Source organism: Corynebacterium sp. HMSC076G08 (genome assembly GCF_001811515.1).
GTDB classification, from domain to species: Bacteria; Actinomycetota; Actinomycetes; order Mycobacteriales; family Mycobacteriaceae; genus Corynebacterium; species Corynebacterium hiratae.
This window is the reverse complement of the sequence record NZ_KV805034.1, coordinates 54,755-79,152: the sequence shown is the minus strand read 5'-3', so window position 1 is coordinate 79,152 and position 24,398 is coordinate 54,755. Positions and strand designations below refer to the sequence as shown.

Annotated in this window: 22 protein-coding genes; 7 read left to right on the top strand and 15 right to left on the bottom strand. The window is 61.4% G+C overall.

Annotated elements, in window-relative coordinates; genetic code table 11:
- Positions 1-45: 45 nt before the first annotated feature.
- Together HMPREF2806_RS05245 and HMPREF2806_RS05240 are read left to right on the top strand one after the other, a co-directional pair.
- On the top strand, positions 46-1,059 hold the full coding sequence (locus HMPREF2806_RS05245; protein ID WP_046649111.1) for a COX15/CtaA family protein: 1,014 nt from the start codon (positions 46-48) through the stop codon (positions 1,057-1,059).
- Between the two features lie 126 nt (positions 1,060-1,185).
- Positions 1,186-2,154, top strand: a complete 969-nt coding sequence (locus HMPREF2806_RS05240) for a quinone oxidoreductase family protein (protein ID WP_070516600.1) — start codon at positions 1,186-1,188, stop codon at positions 2,152-2,154.
- 4 nt (positions 2,155-2,158) lie between these two features.
- Here the strand turns inward: HMPREF2806_RS05240 and HMPREF2806_RS05235 are convergent, their stop codons facing one another.
- Positions 2,159-3,103 carry a heme o synthase gene (locus HMPREF2806_RS05235; RefSeq protein ID WP_049157448.1) on the bottom strand — a complete coding sequence of 315 codons (945 nt, stop codon included), beginning with the start codon at positions 3,101-3,103 and terminating at the stop codon, positions 2,159-2,161.
- A gap of 316 nt (positions 3,104-3,419) precedes the next feature.
- Here HMPREF2806_RS05235 and tkt point away from each other — a divergent pair, with 316 nt between their 5' ends.
- From tkt to pgl, 5 genes are all read left to right on the top strand, one after another.
- Positions 3,420-5,495, top strand: coding sequence for a transketolase (gene tkt, locus HMPREF2806_RS05230; protein ID WP_198531318.1), 2,076 nt, complete (start codon positions 3,420-3,422; stop codon positions 5,493-5,495).
- A gap of 45 nt (positions 5,496-5,540) precedes the next feature.
- Positions 5,541-6,629, top strand: coding sequence for a transaldolase (gene tal, locus HMPREF2806_RS05225; RefSeq protein WP_070516596.1), 1,089 nt, complete (start codon positions 5,541-5,543; stop codon positions 6,627-6,629).
- Between the two features lie 209 nt (positions 6,630-6,838).
- A complete protein-coding gene (gene zwf / locus HMPREF2806_RS05220; protein WP_369799708.1) occupies positions 6,839-8,290 on the top strand; it encodes a glucose-6-phosphate dehydrogenase in 1,452 nt (483 codons plus the stop codon).
- A gap of 21 nt (positions 8,291-8,311) precedes the next feature.
- The gene (locus HMPREF2806_RS05215; protein WP_046649108.1) at positions 8,312-9,244 is read left to right on the top strand and encodes a glucose-6-phosphate dehydrogenase assembly protein OpcA; all 933 of its coding nucleotides are present in this window, start codon (positions 8,312-8,314) and stop codon (positions 9,242-9,244) included.
- A gap of 55 nt (positions 9,245-9,299) precedes the next feature.
- Positions 9,300-10,061, top strand: coding sequence for a 6-phosphogluconolactonase (gene pgl, locus HMPREF2806_RS05210; protein ID WP_046649107.1), 762 nt, complete (start codon positions 9,300-9,302; stop codon positions 10,059-10,061).
- A gap of 119 nt (positions 10,062-10,180) precedes the next feature.
- Here the strand turns inward: pgl and secG are convergent, their stop codons facing one another.
- The 14 genes from secG to rpe form a co-directional block, all read right to left on the bottom strand.
- Positions 10,181-10,414: a preprotein translocase subunit SecG gene (secG, locus tag HMPREF2806_RS05205; protein WP_046649106.1), complete on the bottom strand. Its 234-nt coding sequence runs from the start codon at positions 10,412-10,414 to the stop codon at positions 10,181-10,183.
- Positions 10,415-10,596: 182 nt separating this feature from the next.
- Positions 10,597-11,376, bottom strand: coding sequence for a triose-phosphate isomerase (tpiA, locus tag HMPREF2806_RS05200; protein WP_046649105.1), 780 nt, complete (start codon positions 11,374-11,376; stop codon positions 10,597-10,599).
- 44 nt (positions 11,377-11,420) lie between these two features.
- Positions 11,421-12,638, bottom strand: coding sequence for a phosphoglycerate kinase (gene pgk, locus HMPREF2806_RS05195; RefSeq protein ID WP_046649104.1), 1,218 nt, complete (start codon positions 12,636-12,638; stop codon positions 11,421-11,423).
- Between the two features lie 207 nt (positions 12,639-12,845).
- Positions 12,846-13,853 (bottom strand): type I glyceraldehyde-3-phosphate dehydrogenase, encoded by a 1,008-nt coding sequence (gene gap / locus HMPREF2806_RS05190; RefSeq protein WP_070511751.1) that lies wholly within the window; start codon positions 13,851-13,853, stop codon positions 12,846-12,848.
- Positions 13,854-14,296: 443 nt separating this feature from the next.
- Positions 14,297-15,286, bottom strand: a complete 990-nt coding sequence (gene whiA / locus HMPREF2806_RS05185; protein ID WP_046649102.1) for a DNA-binding protein WhiA — start codon at positions 15,284-15,286, stop codon at positions 14,297-14,299.
- Between the two features lie 101 nt (positions 15,287-15,387).
- Positions 15,388-16,386, bottom strand: a complete 999-nt coding sequence (gene yvcK / locus HMPREF2806_RS05180) for a gluconeogenesis factor YvcK family protein (RefSeq protein ID WP_049157461.1) — start codon at positions 16,384-16,386, stop codon at positions 15,388-15,390.
- 87 nt (positions 16,387-16,473) lie between these two features.
- Positions 16,474-17,355 (bottom strand): RNase adapter RapZ, encoded by an 882-nt coding sequence (rapZ, locus tag HMPREF2806_RS05175; protein WP_046649100.1) that lies wholly within the window; start codon positions 17,353-17,355, stop codon positions 16,474-16,476.
- Between the two features lie 62 nt (positions 17,356-17,417).
- Positions 17,418-19,472, bottom strand: coding sequence for an excinuclease ABC subunit UvrC (gene uvrC / locus HMPREF2806_RS05170; protein WP_046649099.1), 2,055 nt, complete (start codon positions 19,470-19,472; stop codon positions 17,418-17,420).
- Complete coding sequence (locus HMPREF2806_RS05165; RefSeq protein ID WP_046649098.1) at positions 19,472-20,098, bottom strand: PH domain-containing protein; 627 nt, start codon at positions 20,096-20,098, stop codon at positions 19,472-19,474. The genes uvrC and HMPREF2806_RS05165 overlap by 1 nt, the downstream gene beginning before the upstream one ends.
- A gap of 85 nt (positions 20,099-20,183) precedes the next feature.
- Positions 20,184-20,666, bottom strand: a complete 483-nt coding sequence (gene ribH, locus HMPREF2806_RS05160; RefSeq protein ID WP_046649097.1) for a 6,7-dimethyl-8-ribityllumazine synthase — start codon at positions 20,664-20,666, stop codon at positions 20,184-20,186.
- Positions 20,667-20,740: 74 nt separating this feature from the next.
- Positions 20,741-22,003, bottom strand: coding sequence for a bifunctional 3,4-dihydroxy-2-butanone-4-phosphate synthase/GTP cyclohydrolase II (locus HMPREF2806_RS05155; RefSeq protein ID WP_046649096.1), 1,263 nt, complete (start codon positions 22,001-22,003; stop codon positions 20,741-20,743).
- 11 nt (positions 22,004-22,014) lie between these two features.
- Positions 22,015-22,653 (bottom strand): riboflavin synthase, encoded by a 639-nt coding sequence (locus HMPREF2806_RS05150; protein WP_049157465.1) that lies wholly within the window; start codon positions 22,651-22,653, stop codon positions 22,015-22,017.
- A 25-nt stretch (positions 22,654-22,678) separates the two neighbouring features.
- A complete protein-coding gene (ribD, locus tag HMPREF2806_RS05145) occupies positions 22,679-23,704 on the bottom strand; it encodes a bifunctional diaminohydroxyphosphoribosylaminopyrimidine deaminase/5-amino-6-(5-phosphoribosylamino)uracil reductase RibD (RefSeq protein WP_083306514.1) in 1,026 nt (341 codons plus the stop codon).
- Positions 23,701-24,378 carry a ribulose-phosphate 3-epimerase gene (gene rpe / locus HMPREF2806_RS05140; RefSeq protein ID WP_070516592.1) on the bottom strand — a complete coding sequence of 226 codons (678 nt, stop codon included), beginning with the start codon at positions 24,376-24,378 and terminating at the stop codon, positions 23,701-23,703. Before rpe ends, ribD begins: the two co-directional genes overlap by 4 nt.
- Positions 24,379-24,398: the final 20 nt, after the last annotated feature.

The following is a 24,398-nucleotide window of genomic DNA, read 5'->3' as shown; positions in this document are numbered from 1 at the left end:
TCGATATTGGTTCCCGGATGGGGCCGGGCGGTAGGCTGAGTAGCCGTGAGTACCGCCAATATTTCCTCTCCTCAACATTCCACCGCGCCCGCTGCGCCGTCCACCGGTCCCTCGGTGAAGACGCAGCGCATCGTCGCGCTCATCCTCCTGCTCTGCCAGGGCGGCATTACGGTATCGGGTTCCATCGTGCGCGTCACCGGCTCCGGTCTTGGTTGCGTCACCTGGCCTAACTGCCACCCTGGTTCCTTGGTTCCCATCCAGGGCGCGGCTCCCATGCTCCACCAGGCCATTGAGTTCGGCAACCGCCTGCTGACTTTTGTTGTGGCTGCCGCGGCCATCGCCAGCATTGTGGTGGTCCACAAGGCGCAGCGTCGCAAGGAGCTCAAGGTCTATGCCTGGGCGGGGCTCGCAGGTGTTTTCGTGCAGGCACTCATCGGCGCTCTGTCGGTCGTGCTGAAGCTTTCTTGGTGGAGTGTGGCAATTCACTTCCTCCCATCTATGGTCCTAGTGTGGATTGCGGCCATGCTGTTCTCCCGTATTAACGAGCCCGATGACGGCACTCCCACTCGCCTCTTCCCCGCCGCAGTGCGCACCCTCGCGGTGGTGGCCACTGTAGCCCTGTCCATCGTTCTGCTGACCGGCACCTTTGTGACTGGCTCGGGTACTCACTCCGGTGATGCCGGTGTGGGCATGGAGGGCCGCCTCGGCGTGGACACCTATGGCATGGCCATCATTCACGCGGTCTGCATGTACGTCTACTTGGCGCTGACGCTCATCGTGGTCTTCCTCCTGCACCGCACCGGCGCTCCCAAGGTGGCCAAGAAGGCCGGCTGGGTGCTCATTGCTTGCATCGTTATCCAGTGGGCTATCGGTGTCACCCAGTTCTATCTCCACATCCCTCGCTGGACTGTTCCCTTCCACGTGGGCATGTCCTCAGTGGTCACGGCCTTCACCGCCGTGCTGTGGGCGCATGGCTTGCGCCGCGTCGGAAACGAGGATGACACTACTGCAAGCACTGCCCAGCGCGGTGACGAGAACGTTCCCGCCGCCCAAGGCTAAGCAGAGTCAGCGGAGCCAGTAAAGCCACTACAACAGGTACTCGTAGCGCCGCCGTTCTCACCAGGAAGTGAGGATGGCGGCGCTTTTTGCTGCGCGGAGCCCTTGGCTTCGTTTAGCCTAGACACCATGCATGCTATTCAGGTGACCACGACCGGAGGGCCCGAGGTCCTCACCTACGCCGAGGTAGAATCCCCCACGCCGACGAAGGAACAGCTGCTTGTCGACGTCTCCGTGGCCGGTGTCAACTACATCGACACCTACTACCGCGAAGGCATCTACAACGCCTCCGTGCCCTTCATCATCGGACTCGAAGGAACCGGACGCGTTGTGCACGACCCCCAGGGAGAAATTGCCCCGGGCACGATGGTGGCCTGGGATCACGCTTTCGGATCCTATGCGGAGCAAGTCTGCGTGCCGCGAGACCGCGTGGTGGCCGTCCCCGACGAGATTCCCTCCGCCGTCGCCGGTTCGATGCTCCTGCAGGGCATGACGGCGCACTACCTCACCCACGGTGTGTATCAGCTAGGGGAAGGAGCATCCTGTCTGATCACCGCCGGTGCGGGCGGCGTGGGCTTAATCCTTACCCAGATGGCCAAGTCCCTGGGCGCCACCGTCTATTCCGTGGTCTCCACGGATGAGAAGGAAGAGCTGGCCTATGGCGCGGGCGCAGACCACGTGTTCCGCTACAGCAGCGGCTTGGCCGAGCAGGTGCGTCGTCACAACGGTGGGCGCGGCGTGGACGTGGTCTACGACGGCGTCGGCAAAGCCACCTTCGGTGAATCCCTTGAGGTTGTACGACCGCGCGGCACGGTAGCGCTCTTCGGTGCCGCGTCGGGCCCCGTCCCGCCGATGGACCCGCAGCTGCTGAACAAGCACGGCTCCATCTTCCTCACCCGCCCGTCACTCGGCGCTTGGACCTCCCAGGAAGGCGAGTTCCAGATGCGCGCCCAGGCTGTTGTTCAGGCGGTCATCGATGGCGACCTCGACTTCCGCATCTCGGCGGAATATCCGCTCGCCGAAGCCGCTCACGCCCACCGCGACCTCCAAGAGCGCAAGACCACCGGCTCGATCGTCCTCCGGGTACGCGAAGACTAGCTCGCTAGAACAGCGCAGCCGACCAGCCCAGCATGCGCCCGATGGGCTCCCAGCCCACGACGGCGTCGATGGACAGGCCGATAAAGAGCACCGACAGATAGTTGTTGGAGTAGATAAACAGGCGCATGGGCTTGACCTTTGCGCCCTTCTTCACCCCTTGGTGCAGGCGAATCGCCATCCAGAGGAAGACCGCGCCGGAAGACACCGCGGCCACCAAGTAGATCCACGAGGCCGCAGGGATAATAAGGAAGGTCACAATAACCGTTCCGATCGTGTACCACACGATTTGCCGGGTCACCTCTACTTCCCCGGCAACGACGGGCAGCATCGGCACCCCGGCCTTGCGGTAGTCCTCCTTGTACTTCATCGCCAGCGCCCAGGTGTGGGGTGGTGTCCAGAAGAAGATAATGAGGAACAGCACCACGGCCTGCCACCAACGGTCCGGCTCCCCCGCCGGTGCGTTATCACGAATGACGGCCCAACCCACCATGGCGGGCATACAGCCAGCGAGGCCGCCCCAGACGATGTTCTGGGAGTTCCGCATCTTGAGGAACTTCGTATAGACGATGACATAAAAGAAGTTGGTCAAGAGCACGAAGAACGCAGCCAACCACGAGTTAGCTAACACACCCAGCCAAAAGACGGATAGCGCCAACATGATCCACGCGAAGATCGCGGCATTGCGTCGCGAAATGGTCTTGCGCACTAGCGGCCGGGCACGGGTGCGCTGCATCTTCTGGTCGATCTCATAATCGACGACGTTGTTAAACGTGTGGGCAGCCGCGGCACCCATCCATCCACCGAAGATGGTGGAGACGATGAGCCAGAAGTTGGAGGACACTGCCTCGAAACCACGCTGCGCCTGGAGCATAGCCGGGATTGCCGCCACGAGGAGGAGCTCAATGATCCTCGGTTTCGTTAGCGCAAAATAGGCCTTGATGGTCTCCAAGGAACAATCCTCCGTATATCCGGCACGTGGGTGTATGGCTTATGGGTCTGACGTACTGGTCGGCTGCCCGCACTAAAAAGTTCCCGAGAACTTTGTGGCGAATCCCCCAAGCGTTCTTCGGGGATAGTCGCCGCCCACTGGCTGGCAGCGGGGCAACAGCGTCAACCATGCCAGACTACCGCCCGAAACCTGGTTTATATAATCCCCCCGCCGAAGATCGAAAAACCTTTACACTGATTAACGGTATATCTGTTTCCAGAAGCGAAGTGAGGTTTTCGCCGTGTCGAACGAGAAGTTGTCCCCGGAACTGCAGGCTATGGTTCAGCGCCGTTATCCTTCGGACTGGAGTGACCTCGACACTCGCGCCGTGGATACCGTGCGCGTCCTAGCTGCCGACGCCGTCCAGAACTGCGGCTCCGGCCACCCCGGTACCGCCATGTCCCTGGCACCGCTGGCCTACACGCTCTACCAGCGCGTGCTTAACCACGATCCGGCTGATGTTCACTGGGCAGGGCGCGACCGCTTCGTACTTTCCGTTGGGCACTCTTCCCTGACGCAGTACATCCAGCTTTTCCTCGGCGGCTTCGGTCTGGAGATGGAAGACCTCAAGTCGCTGCGTACCTGGGGCTCGAAGACCCCGGGTCACCCGGAGGTTCACCACACCGACGGCGTGGAGATCACCACCGGCCCGCTGGGCCAGGGCCTGGCTTCCGCGGTCGGTATGGCCATGGCCGCGCGCAAGGAGCGTGGCATGTTCGATGCCTCTGCCCCAGCCGGCGAATCCCCCTTCGATCACTTCGTTTACGTCATCGCCTCCGACGGTGACTTGCAAGAGGGCGTCACCGCTGAGGCTTCTTCGTTGGCAGGCACCCAGAAGCTGGGCAATCTCATCGTCTTCTGGGATGACAACCGCATCTCCATCGAGGACGATACCAACATTGCCTTCAACGAGGACGTCGCCAAGCGTTACGAGGCCTATGGCTGGCACGTGCAGACCGTGGAGTCCGGCGAAGATGTCGAAGCCATCGAAGCAGCTGCCGCCGCGGCACGCGCAGAAACCTCCCGCCCCTCCTTCATCCGAGTTAAAACCGTGATTGGTTACCCGGCACCGAACAAGATGAACACCGGCGGCGTCCACGGCGCAGCCCTCGGCGAGGATGAGGTAGCCGCCACCAAGGAGGTCCTCGGCTTCGATCCGGCGCAGTCCTTCCACATCGACGAAGAAGTCCTCGCGCACACCCGCGAGCTGACCGCTCGCGGTGCTGCAAAGCACGCAGAGTGGCAGGAAAAGTTTGACGCGTGGGCAGCTGCCAACCCGGAAGAGAAGAAGCTTTTCGACCGCCTCCAGGCTCGCGAGCTGCCGGCTGACTTCGCCGCAGAACTTCCGTCCTGGGAAGCGGGCGAATCCTTGGCAACGCGCAAGGCTTCTGAAGCCGCCATTCAAGCACTTGCGGCCTCCCTGCCGGAGATGTGGGGCGGTTCCGCCGACCTGGCAGGCTCCAACAACACGGTGATCAAGGGCGCGGAGTCCTTTGGCCCCGAGTCCATCACCACGAATGCCTGGACCGCCACACCTTATGGCCGCAACCTGCACTTCGGTATTCGTGAACACGCCATGTCCGCCATCATGAACGGCATTGCGCTGCACGGCAATACCCGCGTCTACGGCGGTACCTTCCTTATCTTCTCTGAGTACCAGTACCCCGCCGTGCGCCTCGGTGCGCTCATGTCCACCGATACCTACTACGTCTGGACGCACGATTCCATCGGGCTGGGCGAGGACGGCCCCACCCACCAGCCGGTGGAAACGCTTGCTGCCCTGCGCGCCATCCCCAACCTCTCCGTCATCCGCCCGGCCGATGCTAACGAGACGGCCCAGGCGTGGGCGGCAGCACTCGAGTACAAGGCCGCGCCGAAGGGCCTAGCGCTGTCCCGCCAGAATCTTCCAGTGCTTGAGGGCACCAAGGAAAAGGCGGCTGAAGGCGTACGCCGCGGCGCTTACGTCCTTGTTGAGGCATCGAAGGAAACCCCAGACGTGATTATTATCGCCACCGGCTCCGAGGTGCAGCTCGCTGTTGAAGCCGCCAAGCAGCTCGAGGCTGAAGGTACTGCCACCCGAGTCGTTTCCGCACCGTGCCTGGAGTGGTTCGATGAGCAGGACGCTTCCTACCGCGAATCCGTCCTCCCCTCCTCGGTACGCGCACGCGTCTCCGTCGAGGCCGGTGTCTCCATGCCGTGGCACAAGTACACCGGCACTTTCGGCCGCACCGTGTCCTTGGAGCACTTCGGTGCTTCCGCACCTGCTGCGGAGCTCTTTGAGAAGTTCGGCTTCACAGCCGAGGCCGTTGCTGACGCCGCCCGCGAGTCCCTCACCGCTGCTCAGGCAGGCTGATTCCCTCCCTACTGCTGTCCAATACGAAAGGACCCTGCACACACCATGACACATATTGATGAGCTGGCCCGTCTCGGTACCTCGACGTGGCTCGATGATCTCTCCCGCGAGCGCTTGGATTCCGGCAACCTCCGCGAACTCCTCGACACCAAGTCCATCGTGGGTGTCACCACGAACCCAGCGATCTTTGCTGCCGCAATGTCCTCCGGCACCTCCTACGATGCCGACATCGCAGCGCTGAAGGAAAAGTCCGCTACCGCGGACGACGCGGTGTACTCGCTCGCCATCGACGATGTCCGCAATGCCTGCGATCTCTTCACCGAGATCTATGAATCAACCGATGGCCGGGATGGGCGGGTGTCCATCGAGGTTGATCCACGAATCTCAGCGGATGCGGAGGCAACCTTGGCACAGGCCCGCGAGCTGTGGTCCAAGGTCAACCGCCCCAACCTCATGATCAAGATCCCGGCAACCGACGGTTCCCTTCCCGCCATCTCCGATGCTCTGGCAGAAGGTATTTCCGTCAACGTCACCCTGATCTTCTCTGTCGAACGCTACGCGCAGGTGATTGCCGCCTACAAGGAGGGAATTCAGCGCGCCGCCGAAGCAGGTAAGGATATCTCCACTATTCACTCCGTGGCCTCCTTCTTTGTCTCCCGCTTGGACACCGAAGTCGACAAGCGCCTCGAGTTGAACGGCTCTGATGAAGCCCTCGCGCTGCGTGGAAAGGCCGGCGTGGCCAACGCCCAACGCGCCTATGCGCTTTTCCTGAAGGAGTTCAAGGACAACGGTAGCGACTTGCCTTCCGGTGCCCACCCGCAGCGGCCACTGTGGGCGTCGACGGGAGTCAAAAACCCTGACTACCCTGCCACCTTGTACGTTTCCGAGCTCGCTGGGCCGGAGACCGTCAACACGATGCCCGAGAAAACCATTGATGCGGTTCTTGCGCAGGGGAACCTGCACGGCGATACACTGACTGAAGCTTCTGACGACGCAGAGAAGGTATGGGCACAGCTGGAGGCTGTCGGCATCGACTTCGCCGATGTTTTCACCGTGCTCGAGCAGGAGGGCGTCGACAAGTTCGTCGATGCGTGGGAGGAACTGCTTGCCTCGATGACAGACCGCCTCTCCTAAAAGAGCATGAGGTTTTAAGTGCTCACCATCGGCGCGCGCCACCAACGGCCATCCAACTGTGGCCGGCGGGGCGCGTGTCGCTATGCTGAGCTGTTGGACTAATCTCACACAGACCGAAAGGACACTTAGTGAGCACTACCAGCGCGTGGGTCAACCCGTTGCGCGACGCGAAGGACAAGCGCCTACCACGTATCGCCGGGCCATCCGGCATGGTGATTTTCGGCGTCACGGGTGACTTGGCGCGCAAAAAGCTCCTCCCTGCCATCTACGACCTGGCCAACCGAGGGCTGCTGCCCGCCGGCTTCACGCTGGTTGGCTACGGCCGCCGCGACTGGGACAAGCAAGCCTTTTGCGACTACGTCCGCGAGGCTGCCGAAGCGGGTGCCCGAACCACCTTCAGTGAGCATGTGTGGGAGCACCTCGCCAAAGGAATCGAGTTTGTCCAAGGCAACTTCGACGACGCTGGCTTTGATAAGCTCTCCGCCCGGTTGTCTGAGCTCAACGCTTCCCGCGGCACCGGCGGAAACTGGGCCTATTATCTTTCGGTTCCACCAGAGTTCTTCTCCGATATTTGCCACCAGCTAGAGCGCGTCGGTATGGCGGACAGCACGGAAAGCTCCTGGCGCCGCGTCATCATTGAAAAACCTTTCGGCCACGATCAGGCTTCCGCGCGCCAGCTCAATGAGATCGTCAATGCCGTCTTCCCGGAGTCTTCGGTGTTCCGCATCGATCATTACCTGGGCAAGGAAACGGTGCAAAACATCATGGCGCTGCGCTTTGCCAACCAGATCTTCGAGCCGATGTGGAACGCGCACTACATCGATCACGTGCAGATCACGATGGCCGAAGACATCGGATTGGGCGGACGTGCCGGCTATTACGACGGCATCGGCGCTGCGCGCGACGTCATCCAGAATCACCTCCTGCAGCTATTAGCCCTCGTCGCCATGGAGGAACCCTCCTCCTTCGACCCAGAGGCGCTCCAGGCGGAAAAGATCAAGGTGCTGCGCGCCACCAACGCGGTACACCCGCTCAACAAGACCACCGCCCGCGGCCAGTACTCCGCCGGCTGGCAAGGCTCAGAGTATGTCAAGGGCCTGCGGGAGGAGGAAGGATTCGATCCGGAGTCCACGACGGAGACCTATGCCGCGTGTACCCTCGAGGTCAATTCCCGTCGCTGGGCGGGCGTTCCTTTCTACCTACGTACCGGCAAGCGGCTGGGCCGCCGCGTAACCGAGATTGCACTGGTGTTTAAGACCGCCCCGCACCAGCCTTTTGATCAGGGCCAAGCCGATGCGCTGGGCCAAAATGCCGTGGTGATCCGCGTCCAACCTGATGAAGGCGTCACCATGCGCTTTGGTTCCAAGGTTCCGGGCTCCACCATGGAGGTGCGTGACGTCAACATGGACTTCGCCTATGCCGAGGCCTTTACGGAAGAATCGCCGGAAGCCTATGAGCGCCTGATTCTCGACGCCCTCTTGGACGAGTCCTCCCTCTTCCCCACCAACGAGGAAGTGGAGCTGTCGTGGTCCATCCTCGACCCCATCATTGAGTACTGGTCCAGTATCGGACAGCCGGAGCAATACCGCGCTGGCACGTGGGGGCCGGAGTCCGCTAATAGAATGCTGCGCCGCCGGGGTCATTCCTGGCGCCGTCCGTAGGTCCTTAGGAGGAATGGCCTTATGATTATCCCCTTGCCCGATACGACGACGCGCAAGATCTCTAAGAAGCTTGTAGAGATGCAGGAGCACTACACGCTCACGACCGGCCGGGTCCTCACGCTCATCGTCATGACCGAAGAGGGCGATGACCTGGACAACCTGCTCGCATCGGTGCGCGATGCCTCCCACGAGCACCCTTCCCGTGTCATCGTCATCGCTACTGGAAATCTCGACGAGGACACTCGGCTCGACGCCGAGTTGCGCGTCGGTGGCGAAGCGGGTGCCTCGGAGATCGTCGTCATGCACCTGCATGGCGCCCTCGCGGATCAGGCAGAAGCGGTAGTGACTCCACTGCTTCTTCCCGATACACCAATCGTGGCGTGGTGGCCTACGGCATGCCCGCCGTCCCCGTCCTCTGTTCCGATCGGTGCGCTGGCCCAGCGCCGTATTACCAACGTTGCCTTCGGCAGTGGAGTCGATCAGTACGACCTCCACGTGCTCTCCTCTGGCTATAAGCCCGGAGATTCCGACATGTCGTGGGGTGCCATCACCCTCTGGCGCGGTATCGTCGCTTCGGCCCTCGACAGGTTCCCGCACGAACCGATCACCTCTGTGAAGATCTCCGGTGCCGAGCACCACGCCGCCGTCGACTTTGCTGCCGGCTGGCTTCTCGACGCCCTCTCCGTCCCCGTTACCCGTACTGTGTCGGACTGCGCGGCGGGTACCTTCCCGATTACCTCGGTGGTTTTCCAACGTCCCACTGCCGATGTTAGCGTCACTGTCGTTGACCCTGCGACAGTGAAGGTCAGTGTTCCGGGCTCCCCGGAATCACTCGTTAGCCTCGCGGTGCGTTCCGAAGCAGAAGTGCTTTCGGAAGAACTCCGCCATCTCGATGCGGATAAGACATACGCTCACGCTCTCCGCGCCTTAGCCCGCGTGGACTACAGTGTGTAGGCATAATCATTTCATCGTTTCCTAGTCTCATCATTCAGAAGGATCTTTCTGCACCATGGTCACGCTTCGCCGCGTTAGCGACATCGACGAGCTCATATCCTCCGCCGCACTCGCCTTTATTGAGACGGTTGCGGCGATTCAAGCCCCAGGCGGCGGCCTCCACAAGGATGGTGTCGCCCGCGTCGTGCTCACCGGTGGCGGAGCAGGAATCGGCATGCTGCGCGAGCTGGCACGGCTTCACGACGCCGCTCAACAGCAAGGCAGCGACTACCCAGCATTGGCTGTGGACTGGACGCGCATCCATGTTTTCTTCGGCGATGAGCGCAACGTGCCGGTAAGCGATCCGGACTCTAACGAGGGCCAAGCCCGTGAGGCTCTCTTGGCACACGTGGATATCCCGGAGCGCCACATTCACGGCTATGACTTGGGAGCCGTATCCATGGAGCACGCAGCACAAGCCTATGAGGGCGAGATCCGTGACTTTGCGCCGGAAGGCTTCGATATTCACCTGCTGGGCATGGGTCACGAAGGCCACATTAACTCCCTGTTCCCGCATTCAGAAGCGGTCTATGAAGACACCGACTATGCCTTCGCGGTCCACGACTCCCCCAAGCCGCCTTCTGAGCGCGTTACGTTGACTTACCCGGCCATCAACCGCTCCCAGCGCATTTGGTTCCTGGTTTCCGGTGAGGAGAAGGCCGAGGCTGTCTCCCACCTCGTGGCTGGCGCTGCGGCTGAGGACTGGCCGGCCGCAGGTGCTCAGGGCACTGAGGAAACGCTGCTGTTCTTAAGCGACGATGCCGCGCAGCGTCTCTAACAACAGCTCCCCGGCGGCTTCTCTAGGGCCGCCAATGAAAACTACAACGCCGCGTCCTTCACCTTTATTGGAGGAGGGACGCGGCGTTTGGCGTATGTGCGGCGGGGCCGAAAGACCTTTTAGCTATAAGCCTGCAGCAGGTTCAGAGCCACGATGCAGGCAAGCCAGATAACCACCATGACCACGGTGTAGCGGTCAAGGTTCTTCTCTACCACGGTGGAACCAGAGAGGTTGGACTGCACGCCGCCGCCGAAGAGGCTCGACAGGCCACCACCTTTACCTTTGTGCAGCAGCACGAAGATAGTCATCAAGATTGCGGCAATCACGAGGAGGATTTCCAGTGCCAAGATCATGAAGTAGTTCCTTGTTTACGCGTATGTACAGTGAGTATGACGCGCGTTAGTGAATCACCGTGGTGAGCCACCGTCACGCGTGGAAAAAAGGGCGCGAAGACAGCGCGCGCAATAATCCTCGATGATACACCACGTGACGGGCCAGAAACTATTCCGACCCGCCACGGCAGGATGCGGGGAGATTAGGCGCCCTGGGCGGCGTTAGCCGCCAGCTTTGCGAACTCCTCGCCCTTGAGGGAGGCGCCGCCGACGAGACCACCGTCAACGTCGGGCTTGCCCACGATCTCCGCGATAGAGTCCACCTTGACGGAGCCGCCGTAGAGGATGCGGATGCCTTCGGCAACCTCGTCGCCGCCGAGCTCGCGGACGAGCTGACGAATAGCTGCGCACACTTCCTGTGCATCCTCAGCGGAAGCAACCTTGCCGGTGCCGATAGCCCAGACAGGTTCATAAGCGATGACGGTCTTTGCCAGATCCTCAGCGGACAGGCCCTCCAGGGAGTTGCGGGTCTGGGTCACCACGTAATCGACGTGAGTGCCCTTCTCGCGGACATCCAAGGGCTCGCCGACACACACGATGGGGCTGATACCGTTGGCCAACGCCGCTGCGGCCTTTTCTGCGACGAGCTTATCCGTTTCGCCGTGGTACTCGCGGCGCTCGGAGTGGCCCACCACTGCCCAGGAGCAGCCCAGGGCGGAGAGCATCTTGCCGGATACCTCACCGGTGTAGGCGCCGGACTCGTGCTTGGAGATGTCCTGCGCGCCGTAGGTGAACTGCAGGTCGTCGCCGTCGACAAGCGTCTGGACCGTGCGAATGTCGGTGAACGGGACCATAAAAGCCACGTCGACCTTTTCGTAGTATTCCTTCGGCAAGGAGAAAGCGAACTTCTGCAGGGAGCCGATAGCTTCCTTGTGGTCGAGGTTCATCTTCCAGTTACCAGCGATAAGCGGGGTACGTGCCATGATTAGCCTTTCTCGAAGTCAGACTGTGTTGAGAGGATGGTTGATTAGGATTCCAGGACCTTGACGCCCGGCAGCTCCTTGCCTTCCAGGAACTCCAGGGAAGCACCACCACCGGTGGAGATGTGGGAGAAGCCGTCCTCGTCGAGGCCGAGCAGTCGGACGGAAGCTGCGGAGTCACCGCCACCCACGACGGTGAAGGAACCATTCTTGGCCGTGGCATCGATGATGGACTGCGCCACACCTGCGGTGCCCTTGGAGAAGGCTTCCATCTCGAAGACACCCATCGGGCCGTTCCAGAAGACGGTCTTGGAGGAAGCGATGACCTCATCGAACTTCTTCACCGATTCCGGTCCGATATCGAGGGACATCCATCCCTCCGGGATACCGTCGAGGCCCACAACCTTATTTTCTGCATCGGCATTGAACTCGGTGGCAGCGACGAGGTCGACCGGCAGGACGATCTTGTCGCCGAAGCGCTCCAGCAGCTCCTTGCAGTTGTCGATCTGGTCTTCCTGCAGCAGGGAGTTCTGGACGTTGTAGCCCTGTGCTGCCAGGAGGGTGTAGCACATTCCGCCGCCGATGATGACGTTGTCGGCCTTACCGGCAAGCGCCTCAATCACACCAAGCTTGTCGGATACCTTGGCGCCGCCAAGAACGACAACGTACGGGTGCTCTGGCTTCTCTGCTACCGCCGCCAGGGTTTCCACTTCCTTCTGCACGAGCTTGCCGGCGTAAGCAGGCAGGCGCTTGGCCACGTCGTACACGGAAGCCTGCGCGCGGTGAACGACACCGAAACCATCGGAGACGAAGGCGCCGTTGTCTGCAGCCAGGGCGACGAGTTCATCAGCGAAGGCGCCACGCTCTGCCTCGTCCTTCGAGGTCTCGCGTGGATCGAAGCGGACATTCTCCAGCAACAGGACATCGCCCTCGTTGAGACCGTTAGCGCGCTCGTGGGCGTCCTCGCCGCTGACATCCCCGGCGAGGGCGACATACTGATCCAGTGCCTCAGACAGAGCTTCTGCTACTGGGGCCAGCGAGTACTTCGGGTTGACCTCGCCCTTCGGGCGGCCCAAGTGCGCCGACAGGATGACCTTCGCACCGCCTTCAATCAAGGCCTTGATGGTGGGCAAGGAAGCGGTGATGCGGCCGGAGTCGGTGATGTTTCCTTCATCATCAAGTGGGACGTTGAAGTCAGAACGGACGAGGACGTGGCGGCCGGAGACGCCTTCTGCGAGCAGGTCGTCCAGAGTCTTGAAAGCCATGATGTTCTCCTTAAAAGTAGGTACTCAAGCTAAAGGTTAATGCTATTCAATGGGAAAGTGTGCTGGTTCCTTATAAACGACTATCGGCCCAGCGCACGCCACGAGATTATGGAGGGTGAGGCGTGGCGCATGGGCCGGTGTCTAGCCTGTGGAGCTGTCACAGGCGATCACAGCTTGGTTCACTGTGGTCATTCTAAAGAGTCAACTTTAGAGCTTGGAGGCAACCAGGGAGGTGGTGCGCACGAGCTGGCTGGTGTAGCCCCACTCGTTGTCGTACCAGCCAAGGACCTTGACGAAGTTGCCGTTGGAAACCTTGGTCATGCCCGCATCGAAGATGCAGCCGTGGGAGTCGGTGATGATGTCGGTGGAGACAATCGGATCCTCGGTGTAGCCCAGGGTCTCGCCGAACTCGCCGGTGGCGGCTTCCTTGATAGCAGCGTTGATTTCCTCAGCGGTGACGTCGCGGGATGCCTGGAAGGTCAGGTCCGTGGCGGAACCGGTGATGGTCGGAACGCGCATTGCGTAGCCGTCGAGCTTGCCCTCCAGCTCCGGGAGAACCAGGGAGACGGCCTTTGCTGCACCAGTGGAGGTCGGAACCATGTTGACGGCTGCGGCGCGGGCGCGGCGCAGGTCGCGGTGCGGGGCATCCTGGATGCGCTGGTCACCGGTGTAGGCGTGGATGGTGGTCATCAGGCCCTTCTCGATACCGAACTTCTCGTGCAGGACCTTGGCCATCGGGGCCAGGCAGTTGGTGGTGCAGGATGCGGCGGAGATGACGTTGTGCTTCTCAGCGTCGTACTCATCGGAGTTAACGCCGTAGACGAAGGTTGCGTCGACGTTCTTGCCCGGAGCAGAGATGATGACCTTCTTGGCGCCGGCCTCAATGTGAGCCTTGGCGGCCTCACCATCGGTGAAGAAACCGGTGGACTCGATGACGATGTCGACGTTGTGCTCGCCCCAGTTCAGGTTCTTCGGATCGCGCTCTGCGGAGACTGCAATCTTGTGACCGTTGACGGTGATGGACTCGTCGTCGTGCTCGATCTCACCGTCGAAGCGGCCCAGCACCGAGTCGTACTTGAGCAGGTTGGCCAGGGTTGCGTTGTCGGTCAGGTCGTTGACTGCGACGACCTCGAGGTCATTGTTGCCCTGTGCGACTGCACGGAAGAAGTTGCGGCCGATGCGGCCAAATCCGTTGATACCTACGCGAATGGTCACTGTAATGTCTCCTCAAATAATCGAGTGAAGTTCTATCGTGGGGGCTTCCGAGACTTTGTCTTTATAGGCAGTGCGGTGGACCGTCCTTGCGGCACCGTTGCCCTGCCACTTCCGTGACGTGCTCGGTGGTTTTCCCAACACGGCCGATAGTACCCACGGTTTGTGCATCCCGCAGTGCTCCTGCCCGTCCCCAACACGAGTGGTCGCACGAGGCCAAAAAGAGGCGTATAGTGGTTGGGCCGTCGCAGAGAATTTGAGACAACCCTCGAGCTATACACCTGCAGATATGCCCGTTTGTGTGGGATTATGTTGGGGACTTTCACTGCGGGGTGGGATATCTCACTAAAGCAAAAAAGAGCGGATTAATCCAAAAAGAAATGCGGCAACAGCCGCACGGAAATCGGGCGTGATACCCGGTCTAATGCCCGAACGGGCACGAGTAACTAGGACTCTTCGAAAAGATCCTCAGTGACGGCCTTCGTCGTATCTGGGACCCCAAGCTCCTTGGCACGCTTGTCCGCCATAGACAAAAGGCGCCGAATACGCCCGGCCACCGCATCCTTAGTCATTGGCGGATCAGCCAGGCGGCCGAGCTCTTCCAAAGAGGCCTCACGATGCTGCACGCGCAAGCGGCCGGCATCCGCGAGATGCTCCGGAACGTCATCGCCCAAGATGACCATCGCGCGTTCGACGCGTGCTGCAGCCGTCACGGCCGCGCGGGCAGAGCGGCGCAAGTTGGCATCATCGAAATTATCGAGACGGCGAGACGTATCGTGGGCTTCTCTCTGGATCCGCTTTTTTTCCCATGTCAGGCGCGTCTCTTGGGCGCCCATACGGGTCAGCAGCGCGCCAATGGCGTCGCCGTCGCGCACGACGACGCGGTCCGCGCCGCGCGTTTCCTTTGTCTTCGCCGCCACGCCCAAACGGCGCGCGCAGCCGACAAGAGCGAGTGCAGCCTCCTGGCATGGGCAGGTCACCTCAAGCGCTGAGGAGCGGCCCGGTTCGGTCAAGGAACCTTGCGCCAAGAAGGCGCCGCGCCAGGCTGCTTCATTATCGGCTACAGAACCGGAGATGACTTGTGGGGGCAAACCCACCACGGGGTGGCCGGAGCGGGTTACCAAACCAAGGCGTCTGGTCAGTTCCTTGGCACCGGTGGTGATGCGCACTTGCACGCGACTCTTCTTGGACGAAGCCGCAGGCCCAGCGACGTGGGTGCTGGCGGAAATCGAATAGAGCTCATCGAGTGCGGTGACGAGGCGGTTCGCTACGCTCTGCGACTCCAGTTCCACCTCGTACATCACGCGGTCCCCGGTGATGTGGAGTTCGCCAGCGAACCTGAGGATCGCGGCAACCTCCGCCGCGCGGGCGGACTGGCGCGGCACGGACACCGCCGTAAGTTCCTCCTTGACCTGATCGGTCAATGACGCAGACACCTCGTGCCTCCCCTTTCAACTCGTGGACGTAGCGCACCGCGCAGATTGGCGTGGGCGAGACGCGGCGGTGAACGATGAATGCCCCATAGTCTATCGCGCGCTTAACCGCGATGAGCGTCTGGGGCTCCCGCTGTGCCATCGCGATCGGCGGCATACTCGGCGTAAAGCTCGGTGAGCACCTGCGCCAGCTTGTCTGGGCAGTGCTTATTAATCGACCTTCCGTCCTCGTCGTATTGGCACACGTCTCGGAAGACTGCCGTAGCGCCCAGAACACTGGCGGCGCGCTGGACAAAGACTCGCTCCGACTCGTTCGGAAGCCCGGATGCGTCGACGATAACGCGGTCTACCCGCAGGCTCGGGGCGTGCTGCGCTAGGACATGCAGGTGGCGCTCGGCAGAAAAACCTTGGGTCTCACCCGGCTCAGCAGAAAGATTGAGCACCACCACGCGGAGAGCATCCGACGAGGTAATCGCGTCGACGATATCCGGCACCAGGACGTGTGGGAGAACGGAACTAAACCAGGAACCAGGACCTAGGGTGATCAGGTCCGCGTCGTGCAGCGCGCTAATGGTTTCCGGGTTGGCCCGAGGCTTCTCCGGAATGATGCGCACCCGGCGCACCTGCCCCACGGTCGATGCAACAGCCACCTGGCCGCGGACCGAGCGAATGATACGGGGGTCGTCGTCAAGCCCAGAAACATCCGCCTCAATCTCCAGAGGTAAGTTCACGGCTGGCAGTACCCGGCCGGCCGACTCCGTTAAGCGGGCAACGGCATCGAGAGCCGCCTGGAAATCCCCCAACACCTCAGTGAGTCCAGCGATGAGGAGGTTGCCCACGGCGTGGCCGGCCATCGCTCCGGTGCTCTGGAAGCGATGCTGAAGCGTCTCAGCCCACAGCTGGCCATCCTCCGTATCACTGGATAAAGCGGCGAGCGCCATGCGCAAATCACCCGGCGGAATAATGTCCATCTCGCGGCGCAACCGGCCGGATGAACCGCCGTCATCGGCCACGGTGACGATGGCGGAGATTGCCTCCGCGCCCGTGCGGCGAGCAGCGAGCAAGGTTTGATAAAGACCATGGCCGCCGCCCAGGCTAGCCATGTGGAGTGGGAGAGTCGTCACGTAAGTACTAGCTTTCAGTCATGTAATAAAAGGAATGAATACGAATCTTCTCGATACGTATCGCGCCTAGTCGCGGGCGATGTCTCGGTGCAGGGTGCTCACATCCAAGTCTCCGCGCTCGCTAAGGCGGCGGGCAATCTCTTCCGTGACGGCCACGGAACGGTGGTGCCCACCCGTGCAACCAATGCCTACAGTGATGAAATTCTTCCCCTCGTGGCGATACCCCGTGAGCATCGAGTCCAACATCTCGATGAAGCGCTCGATAAAAGGCTCAGCGGCGTCCTGAGACAGAACATAATCCGACACCGGCTCATCGGTGCCCCGGTAGCCCCGCAGTTCCGGTACCCAATAAGGATTGGGAAGAAAACGGACGTCGACGACAAGGTCAGCGTCCCGCGGAGAACCATGCTTGAAGCCAAAGGACTGGAGCGTGACGTGCTGGCGCTCCCCACGCATGTCACCGAAGGCAGCCTCGATGGCACGGCGTAGGTCATGAACGGACAGGTTCGTCGTGTCGATGATAATGTCCGCACGCTCACGAATGGATTGCACGGCGGCGCGCTCGCGTTGGATGCCGGCCTTCAGTGTTTCACCGTCCTGCAGCGGGTGCGTGCGACGCACCGAATCGAAGCGGCGAATCAGCACGTCATCGCGCGCATCGAGGAAAAGCAGGGTCGGCTTCATATCCAGCTGCTCTAGTTCGTCCAAGGTTTCTGCCAAAGAACCAGGGAACATGCGGGAGCGTACGTCGGTGACCGCGGCGATCTTCGTAACTGGAGAATCCGGACGCGCACACAGCTTCAAGAGGTCAACGATGGCCTTCGGCGGGATGTTGTGGGCGACGTAGTAGCCCTTATCCTCCAACACTTTTGCCGCCGACGTCAGGCCGCCGCCCGACATGCCGGTAATCAAAATGGGCGGAGAATCAAACAACGTCATGGCCTCCATTCTTACCACTTAAGTGGTTGCCACGGTAGGAATCCTGTCTAGGAATACGGTGGGAATCCCTCCTAAGAGTCGTGAAGGTGATCAAAGACGGTCTGAGCTAGTTTGGGGCCGAATCCCTTCACCTCAGCAATGTCCTCCACGCTTGCTTCCTTGAGCTTCTTTACCGAGCCGAAGTGCTTCACTAGGTCCGTGCGACGCTGCGGCCCCAAGCCCGGGACCGCGTCGAGGACGGAGGAGCGCATCCGCTTTGAACGCTGCTGGCGGTGATAAGAGATAGCTACGCGATGGGCCTCGTCGCGCAGGTGCTGCAGTAGAAACAGCGCCTGCGAATTGCGCGGTAGAATCACCGGTTCGTCATCACCAGGCACCCACACCTCCTCTAGGCGCTTGGCCAGACCGATGAGTGTCACATCGACGATGCCGAGCTCATCAAACACAGCTTGCGCGGCTGCCACCTGCGGCGCGCCGCCATCAACGATGAAGAGCTGAGGCGGATAAGAGCTGCGTTTGGTCTGGCTCGCCGCCTCTTCGCGCACCAACTCCTCAGCGAAGGTGGTGTTCTCTAGCTCTTCGTCAGGCACCGCCCGCTTATCGTCATGGTGATGCTTAAACCGGCGGCGGGTGACTTCGGCGATGGAACCGACATCGTCCGAGCGGCCATCGCCCGCCGCTTCCTTGATGCGATAACGCCGGTAGTCGGACTTACGGGGCAGCCCATCCTCGAAAACCACCAGGGAGGCCACAACATCGGTGCCCTGAATGTGGGAGATATCCGTGCACTCGATGCGCAACGGCGCGGAATCCATGCCCAGTGCTTCCTGCAGCTCCTGGAGTGCGGCGGAGCGCGCAGTGAGGTCGCCAACACGCTTGAGTTTGTGCTGTTTCAGTTGCTCCTTGGCATTGCGCTCGACGGTCTCCATCAACGCGCGCTTATCCCCTCGCTGCGGAACGCGCAGATCGATCTGGGCGCCGCGCAGCTCCTCTAAAACGATCTTGACCTCATCGGCTTCATCGGGCAGTTCCTGGACCAAAATCTCCCGCGGAATAGCGTTTCCACGATGCTCCTCGGCATGGGATTCCTGGTCCACTCCCCTACGCTCCAACTTCGCGTCTTCTTCAGCCTCCAGGCGCTGGCGTTCCGCTGCGTCGGAATAGAACTGAATGAGGAAGTTTTGGATCAAAGCCGGAAGACCGGGATCTGGCTCGCCTTCGCGCACCGCGTCAGTCGTTGCCTGATCTCCGGAACGCTCCACAACCCAGCCGCGCTGCCCGCGGATGCGTCCCGAACGCACATGGAAGATCTGGACTGCAGCTTCCAGTTCATCCGAGTTAAACGCAATGAGGTCCGCATCCGTGCCATCAGGCAACACCACTGCCTGCTGCTCCATCAACTTGTCGATGGCACCCAAGTCATCGCGCAGGCGGGCCGCCAATTCAAACTCCAGGTTCTCCGCGGCCTCCTCCATGCGCTGCGTGACCCGCTTGCGAACGGGTGCGGTGTTACCGTTCATGAAGCTGATGAGTTGGTTAACCGTATCGCGATGTTCTTCCGGGCTAACGCGGCCGATGCAGGGGGCATCGCACTTGCCGATATACCCCAGCAAACAGGGCCGCCCCAAGCGCTCGTGGCGGTTGAACACACCCTTGGCGCAGGTACGCATGGGAAAGATGCGAGTGAGAAGATCCAGGGATTCACGCACCGCCCAGGCATGGGAATAGGGACCGAAATAGCGCACGCCTTTGCGGCGTGGGCCCCGGTAGAAAAACGCACGCGGAATGGTCTCTCCAACGGATACCGCGAGCATGGGATAAGTCTTATCATCGCGGTACATCACGTTAAAGCGCGGATCGAAGCGCTTAATCCACGTGTACTCCAGCTGCAGCGCTTCCACCTCGCTGGCCACCACGGTCCATTCCACCGAGGCCGCCGTCAGCACCATCTGGCGAGTGCGCGGGTGTAGTTGAGTGATGTCCTGGAAGTAATTGGATAACCGCGCCCGCAGGTTCTTTGCCTTGCCCACATAGACGACCCGGCGGTTCTCATCACGGAACTTATAAACGCCCGGATCTGTAGGGATGCTTCCGGGCGCGGGACGGTACTGAGAGGGATCAGCCACTAGTCATCCTGCGGCATGTAACGGGCTTCTAGGTCGCGGAAAGAGCGGACATTGGTGATCACGTCGTCCTTATCGCCCGACTGCAGGGCCCAGACCGGCACGTATTCAAAGTCCGGAAGCTCGATGCGCGCCATGCGGGAGCCTTCGGGGAAGGACAAGCCGTAGATGACCTGCCACGGGTAGAAACGGGTTCCCACGATATTGCGGACCTCCACCCCGTCGGAGTTCGCGCGCAGCCGCGGGCGAGTCAGCGCCAGCCAAGACAAAATGGAAATTACCACGCCGACGCCGGGAAAAGCGAACTTATCAATCGTCGTCACCGTCGCGCCGGTAAAGGACAGACCCACCGTAAAGCCCATGAAAAGGTGCGCGGCCATAACGAGAATGATCCAGATGATGGCCACCTTGCGCAGGTAGGGAGAGGTAACTTCATACTCCCAGGGCTTGGACGACGTCTGGGCGAAAGGATCCGCGCTGGTATAGGCCAGCATTTGCTCATCGCTCATGCCGCGTCCTGGTCCCCCGGCCGCCATCGACGCAGCCGGCTGCGAAGAGGCGGAGGACTGGTTGGCATGGGCCGACTGTGCCCGCTCTTCGTGCCCGGAAGGCACCTGTGAGTCCGTCATCGAGTTTTCCATCTCCTCATCACTCCGCTGAGGCAGGCCACTCCCCCTGCCGGATACGCCAGGCGGCGTGGTTGCACTTGGCAGCCTACTTTTGGTTTGACTCGTTCAGTGTACGCAACGTGTGCACGGTTTCTAAAGCTGCGTGCATGGCCTCGGCACCTTTATCCTCTTCAGAGTCCGCAAAGCCGGCGCGATCGACGGCTTGCTCGTAGTCGTTGACCGTCAGCACTCCATTGGCCACCGGGGTCGACTCATCGAGCGCGATGCGCGTCAGGCCCTGCGTCACGGAATCGCAGACGTAATCAAAGTGCGGGGTGCCACCACGAACAACGCAGCCCAACGCAACCACGGCATCATGGGTGCGCGCGGCGGCTTGGGCCACGACGGGCAGCTCGAGGGCCCCGACCACGCGCAGGGGCGTGACCGCGGCGCCGGCGGCTTCGGCAGTCTCGAGTGCTCGACGATGCAGCTGATCACAGATCTCTGCGTTCCACGTTGCGGTAACGACGGCGACGCGGATACCTTCCCCGGAGACATTGTTCGGGGTGGGCAGGCCTTCCTTGCTCATAGTGTGCTCCTTGTGCTCAAAGCTTGATACTCAATGCGTGATGGTTAGGGGCGCTGAAGCGCTTCATCCCAACTCTAGGAGTGTTTCTGATCCCATTCGGCTACCTGGGGCAGATCATGCCCCATTCGGTCACGCTTGGTGCGCAGATAGCTGATGTTCTCCGCTGTGGCGGGGGTAGCCAGCGCTGTGCGCGCGGTGGCATCAATGCCGAAGCCTTGCAGCCCCTCGCCCTTGTGCGGGTTATTGGTCAAGAGGTTCACGGACTTCACGCCGACGTCGCGCAGGATTTGTCCGGCCACGGAGTATTCGCGTGCATCCTCCGGCAGGCCCTGCTCCACGTTGGCATCAACGGTATCGAGGCCTTCGTCCTGCAGACGGTAAGCCTTGAGCTTGTTGACCAGGCCAATTCCGCGCCCTTCCTGTCCACGCAGGTAGATGACGATGCCGCGTCCCGCTTCTTGCACCGCACGGAGGGATTCCTGCAGCTGCGGTCCGCAGTCACAGCGCTGAGAAGAAAAGACGTCACCTGTAAGGCACTCAGAGTGAACGCGAACGGGTACATCCTCGGCACCGGAATAGCTTTCCACGTCACCAACGAAAAGGGCGATGTGCTCGCGCTTGTCGACGTCATTCGAATAACCTACCGCGCGAAACTCGCCGTACTCGGTGGGCAGGCGAGTTTCGACTTGGCGGTGAACCTGCTGTTCGTTGTGGCGACGCCACTCGATGAGCTGCTCAATGGAGATCATCGTCAGCCCGTGGGCGTCGGCAAAGCGGCGCAGCTCCGGGGAGCGCGCCATGTCCGTGGGATCCTCTTCAGAGACGATCTCACAGAGCACGCCAGCTGGGCGAAGGCCTGCCAAGCGAGCCAGATCGATGGCGGCTTCCGTGTGCCCGTCACGTTCGAGCACGCCATTCGGGCGCGCGGCGAGCGGGACCACGTGTCCGGGGCGGGTAAATTCCGAGGGCTTAGAGGAGGGATCGGCCAACCTGCGGATAGTTTCGCAACGTGAGGTGGCAGAGATACCAGTGGAACCATTAGCCAGGTCCACCGTGACGGTGTAGGCGGTCTGCCGTACGTCCTGGTTCACCGCGAACATCGGGGGTAAGTTCAAACGCTCGCAGTCTTCTGGGAGCAGCGGTGCGCAAATGTAGCCGGAGCTGTAGCGCACCATAAAAGCCACGAGCTCCGGGGTAGCGAGCTCAGCGGCGAAAATGAGGTCACCTTCGTTCTCGCGGTCCTCATTGTCCACGACGACGACCGCCTTGCCGGCCGCGATGTCCGCGATGGCTTGGTCGACGCTATCTAAACTAAAAGCTGAATCTGCAGCGCTCATAAGGACTTACTCTATCCCTCCGTGCCACTGGCGGAGGCGTTGGGGTGAACCATTTTCTCCACATACTTTGCAACCACGTCTACCTCGAGGTTGACGCGAGCGCCTGGCGCCATCAAACCAAACACGGTATCGCGCAGCGTGGTGGGAATGAGAGAGACTTCGAAATAGCTCTCCGCGTCGGGCTCTCCCTGCCCGTCTGACAAGGCCGATACCGTCAGGGAGGTTCCCTGCACCGCGATGGAACCCTTCTCCACCACGTAGCGCTCCAGCTCGGCCGGCAGGCTAAAGCGCAGCACCTCCCAGTGCTCCGACGGCGTGCGGCTCAGCAAGGTCCCGGTGCCATCGACGTGCCCTTGCACAATGTGGCCACCCAAGCGCGTCGTCGGGAGCACCGCACGCTCGAGGTTGACCGGCGCGCCCACTTCGAGTTCGCCGAGGGAACTCCGGTTCAAAGACTCCTTCATGACATCTGCGGTGAAGGTTCCTTCTCCCAACTCAGCAACGGTCAGGCACACGCCGTTGACCGCGATGGAATCTCCCAGTTGGGCGTCCCCCAGCACGATGGTTGCGGCGATGCCGAGGCGCACGGCATCACCCTGCGGCTCCACGCTATCGACGTGGCCAATTTCTTCAACGAGTCCAGTAAACATAGCCAGCACTCCCCTTCCCTATCTTTTAACCTTTGAGCTTTCTATATTCCACGAGCAGGTCCTCGCCTAGCTCGGTAACCGCCACGCGCTGCCACCTCTCAGCCTGGGCCAGATTCTGGGACAGTGCACGGGTGAGAACTCCTCTGCCCTCGCCGAGAATGACGTTGCCCAGGTAGGCCTGAATACGCTCGATGTAGCCCAACTCCATGAAGCTGGTGGCTAGCCCTGCGCCGCCTTCGACAAGGATGTCTCGCGCGCCGCTGGCGTACAGCTGATCTAGTGCCTCCTGCGGCGTGGAATAGTGCTCGAAGCCTAGCTCGACCAGGTTACTAGCCCCGCCCCGGCTAACATCGCGGGAACCGATGACAACGCGCCGCGGTTGCCGCTCACGCAATGAACCATCGGGGTAGCGCGCGGTCAGCGATGGATTATCCGCTAACGCCGTGGCCGTTCCGATAAGGATGGCATCGCGCTGAGCTCTATCACGATGCACGTGCTCGCGGGCCCGCTCTCCGGTAATCCACTGGCTACTGCCATCCGCGGCAGCGGTGAAACCATCCAGGCTCTGTGCAAATTTGAGCGTGACGTGCGGGCGGCCGAGACTCACCGCGCTCAACCACGGTTCGAGCGCATCGTCCACGCCCTCCGCCGGCGCGAGCTGTCCCACCGTGACTCCGGCGCGGCGCAGTGTTGCTGATCCGCCCCCGGCTTGTGGGGTGGGGTCCGGGTGGAGGTAGTACACGGCGGCCACGGAGGCATCGATAAGCGCCTGCGCGCACGGGCCCGTACGACCCGTGTGATTGCAGGGCTCCAAGGTCACCACGGCGGTTCCACCGCGGGCCTTGTCCCCTGCATCGCGCAGCGCCATGACTTCAGCATGCGGCCCGCCCGGGGGCTGGGTGGCGCCGACGCCGGCGACCTGGCCGGCAGCATCGAGAATCACCGCGCCGACCGGCGGGTTCGGACTCGTCGTACCGCGAACCCGCTCGCCGGCCTCCATGGCTACGCGCAATGCTTGCGATAGGACAGCAGAATCGTGGCGTGGGATCACAGCGTGGCCAGTCGGCGTAGCTCCTCGACGGCGGCCGCCTTATCTGCTTGCTTGTAAATGGCCGAACCCGCGACAAAGGCATCACAGCCCGCCTCGGCGGCGGAGCGGATCGTCTCGGCAGAGATACCGCCATCGATTTCGATGAGCACATCGAGGCCGCGCTCATCGATGGCTGCGCGCAAGGTGCGCACCTTATCCAGCTGATCCGGCATGAAGCTCTGACCACCAAAGCCGGGTTCGACAGACATGACGAGGACTTCGTCGAAGTGCTCCAGGGCATCCAGCCAGGGCTCAATCGGGGTGCCCGGCTTGATCGAGAAGCCCGCGCGCAGCCCTAGGTCCCGAATCCTGCGGGCCAAGGCGATGGCCGCGTCCTTGTCGGCCACGGCCTCGACGTGGAAGATGATGCAATCAGCGCCCGCCTTGGCGTAGGTTTCCACCCATTTCTCCGGCTCCTCGATCATGAGGTGAACGTCGAGGGTCTGCGAGGTAATCCCGTCCACCGTCGCGGTAATATCCGGGCCGAAGGACAGGTTCGGCACGAAGTGACCATCCATGATGTCAACGTGGATCCAATCCGCGTTGGCCACTGCTTTGACCTCTTCGCCCAAGCGGGTGAAGTCGGCGGCCAGAATGGATGGGGAGATAATGGGACCAGACGAGTGTGCAGACATGACACTCAGCCTAGTCCTTT

Excerpts from the sequence above, each read along its gene's own strand:
- yvcK (WP_049157461.1), bottom strand. The coding sequence starts at position 16,386 with ATGGCTAGCCTGGGCGGCGGCCATGGTCTTTATCAAACCTTGCTCGCT.
- secG (WP_046649106.1), bottom strand. The coding sequence starts at position 10,414 with ATGATCTTGGCACTGGAAATCCTCCTCGTGATTGCCGCAATCTTGATG.
- HMPREF2806_RS05155 (WP_046649096.1), bottom strand. The coding sequence starts at position 22,003 with ATGAGCGCTGCAGATTCAGCTTTTAGTTTAGATAGCGTCGACCAAGCC.
- pgk (WP_046649104.1), bottom strand. The coding sequence starts at position 12,638 with ATGGCTTTCAAGACTCTGGACGACCTGCTCGCAGAAGGCGTCTCCGGC.
- rapZ (WP_046649100.1), bottom strand. The coding sequence starts at position 17,355 with ATGGAGGCCATGACGTTGTTTGATTCTCCGCCCATTTTGATTACCGGC.
- zwf (WP_369799708.1), top strand. The coding sequence starts at position 6,839 with ATGGTGATTTTCGGCGTCACGGGTGACTTGGCGCGCAAAAAGCTCCTC.
- HMPREF2806_RS05165 (WP_046649098.1), bottom strand. The coding sequence starts at position 20,098 with ATGACGGACTCACAGGTGCCTTCCGGGCACGAAGAGCGGGCACAGTCG.
- tal (WP_070516596.1), top strand. The coding sequence starts at position 5,541 with ATGACACATATTGATGAGCTGGCCCGTCTCGGTACCTCGACGTGGCTC.
- pgl (WP_046649107.1), top strand. The coding sequence starts at position 9,300 with ATGGTCACGCTTCGCCGCGTTAGCGACATCGACGAGCTCATATCCTCC.
- HMPREF2806_RS05150 (WP_049157465.1), bottom strand. The coding sequence starts at position 22,653 with ATGTTTACTGGACTCGTTGAAGAAATTGGCCACGTCGATAGCGTGGAG.
- tkt (WP_198531318.1), top strand. The coding sequence starts at position 3,420 with ATGGTTCAGCGCCGTTATCCTTCGGACTGGAGTGACCTCGACACTCGC.
- ribH (WP_046649097.1), bottom strand. The coding sequence starts at position 20,666 with ATGAGCAAGGAAGGCCTGCCCACCCCGAACAATGTCTCCGGGGAAGGT.
- HMPREF2806_RS05215 (WP_046649108.1), top strand. The coding sequence starts at position 8,312 with ATGATTATCCCCTTGCCCGATACGACGACGCGCAAGATCTCTAAGAAG.
- rpe (WP_070516592.1), bottom strand. The coding sequence starts at position 24,378 with ATGTCTGCACACTCGTCTGGTCCCATTATCTCCCCATCCATTCTGGCC.
- HMPREF2806_RS05240 (WP_070516600.1), top strand. The coding sequence starts at position 1,186 with ATGCATGCTATTCAGGTGACCACGACCGGAGGGCCCGAGGTCCTCACC.
- tpiA (WP_046649105.1), bottom strand. The coding sequence starts at position 11,376 with ATGGCACGTACCCCGCTTATCGCTGGTAACTGGAAGATGAACCTCGAC.